At 71.0% G+C, this 9,891-nt stretch carries 9 protein-coding genes, 1 tRNA gene and 1 pseudogene; 6 read left to right on the forward strand and 5 right to left on the reverse strand.

The genetic code is table 11. From position 1 onward, the window contains the following. On the reverse strand, positions 1–1,438 hold a 1,438-nt coding region (locus tag RMT89_RS38925; RefSeq protein WP_315888495.1), incomplete at its 3' end, for a PP2C family protein-serine/threonine phosphatase. Positions 1,439–1,941: 503 nt separating this feature from the next. On the opposite strand from RMT89_RS38925, the gene RMT89_RS38930 reads away from it, so the two are divergent. Next, entirely contained in the window at positions 1,942–2,607 is a 666-nt protein-coding gene (locus RMT89_RS38930; RefSeq protein ID WP_315888487.1) for a bifunctional DNA primase/polymerase, read from the forward strand. A 56-nt stretch (positions 2,608–2,663) separates the two neighbouring features. Then, on the forward strand, positions 2,664–3,197 hold the full coding sequence (locus tag RMT89_RS38935) for a hypothetical protein (RefSeq protein ID WP_315888488.1): 534 nt from the start codon (positions 2,664–2,666) through the stop codon (positions 3,195–3,197). Positions 3,198–3,440: 243 nt separating this feature from the next. Here RMT89_RS38935 and RMT89_RS38940 read toward each other — a convergent pair whose 3' ends face one another. The 3 genes from RMT89_RS38940 to RMT89_RS38950 form a co-directional block, all read right to left on the reverse strand. Then, a complete protein-coding gene (locus tag RMT89_RS38940; protein ID WP_315888489.1) occupies positions 3,441–4,406 on the reverse strand; it encodes a DUF5926 family protein in 966 nt (321 codons plus the stop codon). 106 nt (positions 4,407–4,512) lie between these two features. Further along, the gene (locus RMT89_RS38945; RefSeq protein ID WP_315888490.1) at positions 4,513–5,151 is read right to left on the reverse strand and encodes an ATP-binding protein; all 639 of its coding nucleotides are present in this window, start codon (positions 5,149–5,151) and stop codon (positions 4,513–4,515) included. A 148-nt stretch (positions 5,152–5,299) separates the two neighbouring features. After that, entirely contained in the window at positions 5,300–6,127 is an 828-nt protein-coding gene (locus tag RMT89_RS38950) for a glycerophosphodiester phosphodiesterase (RefSeq protein WP_315888491.1), read from the reverse strand. Between the two features lie 254 nt (positions 6,128–6,381). On the opposite strand from RMT89_RS38950, the gene RMT89_RS38955 reads away from it, so the two are divergent. Further along, positions 6,382–7,875 (forward strand): trypsin-like peptidase domain-containing protein, encoded by a 1,494-nt coding sequence (locus tag RMT89_RS38955; protein WP_315888492.1) that lies wholly within the window; start codon positions 6,382–6,384, stop codon positions 7,873–7,875. A gap of 61 nt (positions 7,876–7,936) precedes the next feature. Next, positions 7,937–8,023, forward strand: a tRNA-Ser gene (locus RMT89_RS38960). 149 nt (positions 8,024–8,172) lie between these two features. On the opposite strand, the gene RMT89_RS38965 is transcribed toward RMT89_RS38960, so the two are convergent. After that, the gene (locus tag RMT89_RS38965) at positions 8,173–8,928 is read right to left on the reverse strand and encodes a GntR family transcriptional regulator (RefSeq protein ID WP_315888493.1); all 756 of its coding nucleotides are present in this window, start codon (positions 8,926–8,928) and stop codon (positions 8,173–8,175) included. Between the two features lie 80 nt (positions 8,929–9,008). On the opposite strand from RMT89_RS38965, the gene RMT89_RS38970 reads away from it, so the two are divergent. Both RMT89_RS38970 and RMT89_RS38975 read left to right on the forward strand, forming a co-directional pair. After that, positions 9,009–9,287, forward strand: a complete 279-nt coding sequence (locus RMT89_RS38970; protein WP_315888494.1) for a hypothetical protein — start codon at positions 9,009–9,011, stop codon at positions 9,285–9,287. 173 nt (positions 9,288–9,460) lie between these two features. Beyond that, positions 9,461–9,664, forward strand: a pseudogene (locus RMT89_RS38975) (UTRA domain-containing protein); the annotation flags it as partial. Positions 9,665–9,891 lie beyond the last annotated feature (227 nt).

Genomic DNA, 9,891 nt, shown 5'->3' on the forward strand with positions numbered 1-9,891 from the left:
CCGGATCGTGCCGGATCGCCCGGGGGACGCTCGCCGCGGCCGTGTGCAGCCGCGCGAAGGCCCGGTCCGTGGCGTCGCCGGTACGGTGCAGCAGCCCGTCGGTGTACAGCAGAACCGTCTCTCCGGCCTCCGCCTGGAGCTCCACGCTGGGCGCCTCCCAGCAGGCCAGCATGCCGAGCGGGGCGGATACGGTCGTCTCCACGAACTCGGTGCGCCGCTCGCCGATCAGCAGCGGCGGGCAGTGCCCGGCCCCGGCGAGCGTGATCTTGCGCAGGGCGGGCTCGCAGTAGGCGAACAGGGCGGTCGCCGAGCGGGCGGGCTCGGTCAGCCGCAGCAGCAGCTCCAGATCGGACAGGACCGCCACCGGGTCCTCGCCCTCCATCACGGCGTACGCCCGCAGCGACGCCCGCAGCCGGCCCATCGCGGCGACCGCGCTCGGCCCGGAGCCGGTGACCGAGCCGACCGCGAGGCCGAGGGCGGCGTCCGGCAGCGGCAGCGCGTCGTACCAGTCGCCGCCGCCGAGCGGCCCGGTGCGATGCCGGGCGGCGAGCTGGACGCCGGCCACCCGGGGCAGCCGGGAGGGCAGCAGTTCCTCGGACATCGTCGCCATGCACGCGCGCGTGCGCTCGACCTCCAGCAGCCGGGCCAGGTGCTCGGTGGCGTAGCGCGTGTACAGGCCGACGAGGTGCCGCTGGCGCTCGGACGGCTCGGCGGGCTCGTCGTAGAGCCATACGGCGGCGCCGAGCCGGCCGGCGGCGTCGGTGTGCAGGGGGAGTGCGTAGCTCGCGGCGTAACCGAGGCGCGCGGCGACCTCGCGGTGGCGCGGGTCGAGGCCGTGCTCGGCGAACAGATCGGGCTGCGCGATCTCGCCGTCCCCGCCCGGCAGTCCGGCCGGTGTGTCGAGGAGCCTCCCGTACGGCATCGAGCCGCGCGGCACGGTCTCGATGTGGCCGAGGTCCGCGCGGGCCAGGCCCAGGCCGACGGTGGTGTCCGGACCCCGTCCGTCGGCGGGTTCCAGTACGACGAGTCCGCGCCGGGCGCCGACGAGGGCGGATCCCGCGCGCAGCAGCTCCTGGAGGGCGTCGGACAGGGAGTCCGTACGGGCCAGGCGTTCGGTGAGTTCGTGCAGGGTGGTGAGGTCGGAGACCCAGTCGGCGAGGCGGTCCTGGAGCAGCAGTCCGGGGGTGCCCGGAGTGGTCGGCGGTGTGACGGGAGTTGCGGCTGTGTTTTCGGAGGCCGCGGGCGCCGGCGCGACAGTGTGTGCGGGCGAGGGAACCGTTGAATCGATTCCGGCCACTTTCGGAGGGTGAGGGGCGTTCATGGCGTCCGGCTTTCCGACCGGTGCGTATTGCTCAAAAGCATCGCAAACCCCCATGTCATTCTGCGCCGCTAGCAGTGTCTCCACATGTACACGCACTCGTGAGGGGATGTCCAGCATTGTCCTGCCGGGATTCCTGGTGTCCGTGGGTAACCAGTCCACATCTTCCTGACCCCTTGCAGAAAGGCAAAGTTGGCTTAAAACTGCCTCAGGGAACGCCTTATTGCGGTCGACTGGGCTTGCTCCACGGAGCGTCACAGCGGTCGTGATGGGTACGTACTCGGAGAAGGCCAGGGGTGGTTGACAGTCACCCGGAACCTGGTGGCGGACCCGGGCGTCTTAGCCACCGACGACCGTGCCCCATCCTCCCGTGGCGGAGGCGAAGAGAAATACGCGCACGGCAAAACGCCAGACTTCGCCACCCCACGCCACGCCCGTGCTTTTGATAGACGCAGGTATGGGCGAGGCTGCCGCGGACGCAGCCAACGCTCGGCCCATAGGGGTTCCCCTTGCTCGTCGCAGGGGTGTGATGCGCCAACAGGTACGCACAGTGAAGTGATCGACACATGGTGTGATGTGGACCACGGTGTTGCCAGCGGTGCAACGGAAAGGAACGAGCGCTCATGCGCGAGATCCTCGGAAGGCGACGCAGGCTCCTGTCCCAGCGCAACGGCGGGAGGCCTGAGTTGCTCAGCGCGGCCCTGACCTTCGCGACTCAATGGCAGTGGCCCGTACTCCCGGGTGTGACGGCGGACCCGCAGGGGCGGCCCTGCTGCGGCTGCCCCGACCCGGAGTGCACGGTGCCCGGTGCGCACCCCTTCGACCCCGGCCTCCTCGCGGCCACCACCGACGAGCGCATGGTGCGGTGGTGGTGGACCAACCGCCCGGCGGCGCCGGTCGTGCTCGCCACCGGCGGCAAGGCGCCCTGCGCGGTCAGTCTGCCCGCCGTGCCTGCCGCCCAGGCCCTCACCGCCCTCGACCGCATGGGTATCCGACTCGGTCCCGTGATCGCCTCGCCCACCCGCTGGGCCCTGCTCGTCAAGCCGTACTCCATGGAGCTGTTGGGCGAACTGCTGTACGCCAAGGACTATGTCCCGGGCTCCCTCAGGTTCCACGGCACGGGCGGCTATCTCGCCCTGCCCCCCTCCGAGACCGGCGAGGGCGCCATCCGCTGGGAGCGCGCGCCGCTGCCGGGCCCGGCCACCCCGTGGGTGCCGGATGTGGAGACCGTGGTGGACGCCGTGGTGGAGGCCCTCACTCGTACGGGTGTGAGCGCGCCCGAGTTGTAGGGGTGTCGGGCGCGCGCCGGACGGGGTGCCCGCCCTCCCTCGTTATCTTCCGCTGTATGAACCTTCGTCTGCTCGCCCTCGGGGGCGTCGCGGTGTGCGCGGTGGCGCTGCCGCTGGCCGTGGCGTCCGCCGGGCAGGTGGGCGAAGAGAGTCGTACCACCGCGCCTGCTTCCGTACGTCCGTCCGCGCCCGCCGACGAGAAGGCACCCTCGCCCTCGCCCCTGCGACTGGGCCTCGGCCTGGCGACCGCCGCCCGCTGCGGACCCGAACTCACCTCCCCCGACGGCATCGAGGCGCAGACCTGTGTCCTCACACAGGGCGAGGAGACGTGGGCGCGCACCTACTACCGCAACACCACCGGCAGGGCGCTGGGTTCGGTACTGAGCGCCATGGGTCCCGGCGGGCGCACTGTGCAGATGCGATGCGCGGTGAGTGCCGAGGACGAGCCCGGCAGCTGTGAGACACCGCATGAGCGCACCCAGGGTGAACTGGCCGGCTACACCGCGGTCGCGGAGTTCGCGGCCCGGGCCGGCGAGGGCCCGCTGCTGCTGCGTTCCGGGAGCAACTCCCGGGCGCCTACGGGCAGTTGACATGTGACGGCGTTCTGTAAAGAGCCGTGGACATGAAAAGACCCGGTTGCTGGCGACGGGGGATGCACCAGCAACCGGGCTACTGGAACGGTAACAAGAGATCGGCGGTTCGCAAATTCGATCCGGGCTTTCCGGTCACCGATTTCCCTGTGCCGACGGGGAGTTGTGATCGGAGTCACCTGTTCCGGGCACCCCCCTGGCGGCTGACCCGTCGGTCAGCCGGGAGGAGCGCCTTCCTGTGCGTCAGCTGAGCGTGACCTGGCGGTTGGTCAGGCCGCCCCGCGCGCGGCGCTCGTCCGCGGTGAGCGGGGCGTCGGTCGCCAGTGCGGCGGTGAGACGCTCCGCGAACTCGGCGGCCGGCTTCTCCACATCCTGGGCGCCGACCTCGCTCGGCAGGTCCCAGACCGGGACGGTGAGGCCGTGGGCGCGGAAGGAACCCACGAGACGGGTGCCCTCGCCGAGGTTCGACCGGCCCGCCGCGTGCAGCCGCGCGAGGGCGTCCAGAAGCTGCTCCTCGGGGTACGGCATGACCCAGCGCAGGTGGTTCTTCTCCGGCGTCTCGCACCAGTACGCGGCGTCCACGCCGGTCAGCCGCACGGTCGGGATGGCCGCGGCGTTGGCCCGCTCCAGCGAGGCGGTCACCTCCGGGGTGGCGTTCTCCGCGTCCGGGACCCAGAACTCGAAGCCCGGGTGCACAACTGGCTCGAACGCGCCTTCGGGGTCGAGCAGGTCCTGCAGCCGCGGACCGTCGGCCGGGGCGCGCCGCGCCTGCACCGGGGAGCCGGGCTGCGCTTCCAGGGCCCGCTGGAGGGTGTCGGCGAGATCGCGGCTGATGTCACCGGACGCCGTGTCGTTCTGCAGGCCCAGCAGGACCGAGCCGTCGTCGCGGCGCAGCGCCGGCCAGGCCATCGGCAGCACGGTCGCCAGCGTGACGGACGGAACCCTCTCGGGCAGGCCGCTCTTCAGGGGCAGCGCCACGGTGGCGGCGGGCACCAGCTCGCGCAGGGCCACCCAGTCGCACTCGCCGGGCAACCCCTCGAACGGGCGCTGCACCAGCTCGGTCACGGCCTCGGCGGCAGCCTTGCCGTGACAGGCCTTGTAGCGGCGGCCACTGCCGCACGGGCAGGGCTCGCGGGCGCCGACGACCGGGATCTCTCCGTCCCTGAGCTGCGGGCGCGTGGCCTTTGTCTGGGGTCGCTTCTTGGCCATGAGGGTGTCTCCCGGAAACGGCTCGTCTCGTACGGCGGGAGCCTAGCTGTTCACGCGATGGCCGACGCGACCCTGTGGACAACGCGCCCTTTACGGCGTCGGCGTCTCAGTCCAGGTCGTCGAAGGCGTCCGCGAAGTCCAGCTCGGGGATCGTGGCGACCGACGGGGCCGCGACGCGCGTAGCGAAATCATGGCGGCGGTGCCCGGCGTCGGGATCGTGGACGACGTCGTGGACGACGACCCACACCGTGACCTCGCCCCGGGCGTCGTCCCGGACGCCCCAGTCGTCGGCCAGCGCGGTGATGATGTTGAGCCCGCGGCCGCCGTGCGCGGTGACCGAGGGCGTGGCCGGAGCCGGGCGAGTGGGCCCGCCGCCGTCCGTCACCTCCACCGTGAGCCGGCCGGCCGCGTCCACCCGCCATGCGGCCCGGACGTCACCGTCCCCGGCCAGGGCGTCACCCAGCGGCCGGCCGTGTTTGCACGCATTGCTCAAGAGTTCGGAAAGAATCAGTACGGCGTCGTCGATGACCGATTCCGCCACGCCACCCCTGCGCAGTTGATCGCGCATCCGGTGTCTCGCTTTCCCCACGCCCGCAGGGCCATGGGGTACGGCCATGCTCGACGACGTGGGCACCTCCTGTGCCACCACCAACGCCACCCCCGAGACCTCCTTCGCCCCACGCCACGGTGTGGATGCCCCATTGGCCTGTACCGGAAACCGGCCAATCCGTGTCCGGTGACGCATTCGCAACGATCGAACACGGACCGAACGCGCCGGAGCACTCCCTGTAATCGCCTGGCTGGAAATCGACGGTGTGGCCGAGATGTGGAGGATGGGGCCGGTGTGGCCACCGGGTCAAGAGGTCGTACCGGGTCGGATGGGTTCTCGCAGCTCAGCGGCCGAGCTGACGCAGCACCGCGCGCGGGCGGTTGGTGATGATCGCGTCGACGCCCAGTTCCACGCAGAGATCGACGTCCTCGGGCTCGTTCACGGTCCATACGTGCACCTGGTGACCGGCCCGTTTCAGACGCTCGACATACGTGGGGTGGTTGCGCACGATCCGGACCGACGGGCCCGCGATCCGTACCCCCGCCGGCAGCCGTCCGTCACGCAGCCGGGGCGAGACGAACTGCATCAGATAGACCGTGGGCAGGGTCGGCGAGGCGGCACGCACGCGGTGCAGCGAGCGCGCCGAGAAGCTCATCACGCGCACCGGCGACTCGGCGGCGGAGGCCGGGGAGTCGAGCCCGAACCGCTTCAGCAGGTGCAGCAGCCGCTCCTCGACCTGGCCCGCCCAGCGCGTGGGGTGCTTGGTCTCGATGGCCAGCTCGACCGGCCGCCCGGCGTCGGCGACCAGCTCCAGCAGGCGTTCCAGGGTGAGGACGGAGGTGTCCTGCGGGTCCTCGGGGCGCACCTCCCAGTCCGGCTCCTCGACCCGGTTGCGCCAGGGTTCGCCCTTCCTCCACGAGCCGAAGTCCAGCGCGGCGAGATCGGCCAGTTCCAGGGCGGAGACCGCGCCGCGGCCGTTGGAGGTGCGGTTGACGCGGCGGTCGTGGACGCAGACGAGATGGCCGTCGGCGGTCAGGCGGACATCGCACTCCAGGGCGTCCGCTCCGTCCTCGATCGCCTTCTTGTACGCGGCCAGGGTGTGCTCCGGGGCCTCCTCGGAGGCTCCGCGGTGAGCGACGACTTGAGGCGTGTGCTGCCGTGCGTGGGTCACCGCGTCATGGTGCCACCGAGTGGGGGTAGGCGTGTCGGGGAGGCGCAGAGATTGCGCACCTTTAGTCAGACATGACCTATATAAAGAGTGGCCTCGGACCCACAGCAACCGCTTATGGTGCTCTGACGGCCCGTGGGAAAAGCTGACGGCATACTAAAAGACCTGCACAGCTGAAGCGCACCGGGCCGTCGACGCGTGAACGGGCGTGACTGAGTGCGACCGAAAACAACAGCCGTGGATCGAGGAGAAAAGCTGTGAGCACCGAGAACGAGGGCGCCGCGGTACCCCCGGCCCCGTCCGCACCCCCCGTGCCGGTGGACGCTCCCGCTGCTCCGGAGCCCGAGGGCCACCCGGCTCCCGACACCGGCGCCCCGACCGCCCCGCTCCCGCCGGTGCCGCACAGCGCGCCGCCGGCAGCCGCGGCCGGGCAGGATCCGACGCGGACGGAGGGACAGCCACCGGCGCCCCAGGGTCCGTCGGCACCTCAGGGTCCGTCGGCACCTCAGGGTCCGTCGGCACCGGACGCCTCCTGGCCGCCGCCCGCCCCGGCGACCCCGGCCTACGCCTTCGACGGCGGCGCCGGATCGGGCACCGTCTGGGGTGCCGCGTACCAGCAGCCCGCGCCCGCGCCGAAGTCCGGCCGACGCGGCGGTCTGCTCGCCGCGGTCCTGATCGCCGCGCTGGTCGCGGGCGGCCTCGGCGGCGGCATCGGCTACACCCTGGCCAAGAACGACGAGACCTCCTCCACCACCGTCTCCTCCTCCGACACCGGCGGCGACGTCAAGCGCGACGCGGGCACCATCGCCGGCGTGGCGACCAAGGCGCTGCCCAGCACCGTCACCATCGAGGCGGAGAGCAGCAGCGGCGAGGGCGGCACCGGCACCGGGTTCGTCTTCGACACCGAGGGCCACATCGTCACCAACAACCATGTGGTGGCCGGCGCGGTCGACGGCGGCAAGCTGACGGCGACGTTCCCGAGCGGCAAGAAGTACGACGCGGAGGTCGTGGGCAATGCCCAGGGCTACGACGTGGCGGTCATCAAGCTCAAGAACGCCCCCTCGGGCCTGAAGCCGCTCACCCTCGGCGACTCCGACAAGGTGGCGGTGGGCGACTCGACGATCGCCATCGGCGCGCCCTTCGGCCTGTCCAACACGGTGACCACGGGCATCATCAGCGCGAAGAACCGCCCGGTGGCCTCCAGCGACGGCACCGGCAGCAACGCGTCGTACATGAGCGCCCTGCAGACGGACGCCTCGATCAACCCGGGCAACTCCGGCGGCCCGCTGCTCGACGCCCAGGGCAATGTGATCGGCATCAACTCGGCGATCCAGTCCGCGGGCAACGGCCTGGGCGGCACCAGCCAGTCCGGCTCCATCGGCCTCGGCTTCGCCATCCCGATCAACCAGGCGAAGGTCGTCGCCCAGCAGCTGATCAAGACCGGCAAGCCGGTGTACGCCAAGATCGGCGCCTCCGTCTCCCTGGAAGAGGGTACGGGCGGCGCGAAGATCACCGAGCAGGGCGCGAGCGGCTCGGACGCCGTGGAGTCGGGCGGCCCCGCGGCCGAGGCGGGCCTCAAGCCCGGCGACGTCATCACCAAGCTCGACGACCGAGTGATCGACTCCGGCCCCACCCTGATCGGCGAGATCTGGACCCACCAGCCCGGTGACAAGGTCAAGATCACCTACGAACGCGACGGCAAGACCCGCACCACCGAACTGACCCTGGGCTCCCGGGTCGGCGACAACTGACACCCCGCTGCCCGAACCCACCAGTTACTCTTGTCCCCGCGCCGGATCAACACCGGCGCGGGGAGGCGTGCCCGAGCGGCCTAAGGGATCGGTCTTGAAAACCGTCGTGGCAGCGATGTCACCGTGGGTTCAAATCCCACCGCCTCCGCGCTGAGAGCAGTGAGAACGGCCCCTGACCTGGTATTTGGTCAGGGGCCGTTCGCATGCTCGGAACCCCGTCGCTGCCCGCTGTTCTCCGCGGTTCCCCGCCCGATCGGGCACGGAAGGGGCACGGGCAGGGCATGCGCGGACGACTCCTCAGCGACTGATCGGAATCTCGTAGACGATCTCGCAGAGTGCGGCGGGCACCACGATGTCCGCGGTCTCCACGGGCCGTCCCTGGTCGCTGTAGTACGTCCGCCGGATGTGCGTGACGAGAGCGCCCTTCTGGATGCCCAGGAGCGAAGCCTCTTCGGCGGTGGCCTGCCGGGGCTCGGGCTGCTCCACGGCGTGGCTGACGGTGATGCCGATCTCCGCCATACGGTTCACGACGCCTGCCCCGGCATGCGGCCCTCCCTCGGGGAGGACGACGAGTGTGCCTGCGGTGAGGTCGTACGGCTCCCAACTCGTCGACAGTTGCACCGGCTTGCCGTCGGCGAGGAACTCGTAGGCGGTGCGGACGCACAGCTCACCCTCGGCGATACCGAGACGCGATGCGATCTCCGCCGGTGCGGGGACCTTGGCCTCGGTCCGGCTCTCCCAGTCGCCTTGCCTGCCCACGGCCTTCATGTCCGCGCGGAACGGGGACCCGTTGGGCTGCTCGCGCGCCGACGACCGGACCACCCGCACCCGCTGCCGGGGCTCAGCGACGTAGGTGCCAGAACCGGCGCGGCCTTCCAGCACACCTTGGGAGATCAGCAACTCCTGTGCCCGGCGTACCACGTTGTCGCCCACGCCGCACTCCTGGCCGATCTGGGCGCGGGAGGGAAGCCGATCCCCCGGCTCCCACTCGTGCTCCGCGATCCGCCGCCGTAGTTCGTCGGCGATGCGGAGATAGGGCGGCTGCTCAGGCATATGGAAAATCTAGTCCACTAGCTCCAATCTAGTTAACTAGCCTCACTTAAAGTGATCGCCGGTGACCGGAGGGATGCCCTGTGCCTGCTTCAGAGGTGAGCGCGGAGGCCGTCGCAGCCCGGTTATCGGCCGTCGGGCTCGCCACGCGTGTGGAGGAGCGCGACGACTGCACGGCCATCGAGGCGGACGTGCCGGAACCGCTCTCCGCCGAGTCATGGCGGGAGATCCTGGAAGTGGTGGCCGAGGCCGACCGGTTCGGGCTCCTCGCCACCAGCTCGCACGACCGCACCCTCTGGGCGGTCGTGCGCAAAAGGGTCCCCGCGACGGGCGATGTCGGGGGACCAGGCCATCAGCGATAGGAGCTGAGCACCGTGTTAAAGCGTATCCGCCGCACCGCCGCGCGCCTCAGGGAGCGGTACTTCCACAAGGGCCGTCATCGCCGCCCTGCACGGCCTGTCCGGCCGTTGGCCGCGTCTCCAGAAGTCGCCCACAACGAACCGCTGTTGCTGCGCCAGGGCGGCCAACACACGGGCGTTCACCGCTGGCTGAAGTCCGGGAGGAGATCAACGTCCGCCTCCCGACACCGGAGGAGGCATCCACCCTTCGGACCAGCTCTGCCCTGGCAGTCCTCGCTGTGACGCGCCAGAAAGCCGACACCGCTGGACGCGTGGTCGAGGCCGCGCTCCTGGTGCTGCCGGGGGACCGCGCGGACGCGGTGTTCACCACTCACTACGCCCGGATCCACCGGCTGATGTTTCCGAGGTCCGATTTCTCGCCGAGGGCTGATGGTGGTGTGGGGGACGGGTTCGAGGGCGTGCAGCGTCCGCCGCGCTCGGGTCGCGGCCTGTCCGGGGTGTCTTTCGAGTCGGGGCTGGGGTGGTGGCGTCGCCGGTGGCCGGTGCGGCCGTCAGGGTGCGGTGTCGATGGAGAGCGTCAGGGTGTCGACGGCGGGTGGTGGACGGC

Source organism: Streptomyces sp. P17 (assembly GCF_032436805.1).
Lineage (GTDB): Bacteria > Actinomycetota > Actinomycetes > Streptomycetales > Streptomycetaceae > Streptomyces.

What these genes read in the sequence shown, in the direction of transcription:
- RMT89_RS38965 (WP_315888493.1), bottom strand. Translation starts at nt 8,928, where the DNA reads ATGCCTGAGCAGCCGCCCTATCTCCGCATCGCCGACGAACTACGGCGG.
- RMT89_RS38935 (WP_315888488.1), top strand. Translation starts at nt 2,664, where the DNA reads ATGAACCTTCGTCTGCTCGCCCTCGGGGGCGTCGCGGTGTGCGCGGTG.
- RMT89_RS38930 (WP_315888487.1), top strand. Translation starts at nt 1,942, where the DNA reads ATGCGCGAGATCCTCGGAAGGCGACGCAGGCTCCTGTCCCAGCGCAAC.
- RMT89_RS38940 (WP_315888489.1), bottom strand. Translation starts at nt 4,406, where the DNA reads ATGGCCAAGAAGCGACCCCAGACAAAGGCCACGCGCCCGCAGCTCAGG.
- RMT89_RS38945 (WP_315888490.1), bottom strand. Translation starts at nt 5,151, where the DNA reads ATGCGTCACCGGACACGGATTGGCCGGTTTCCGGTACAGGCCAATGGG.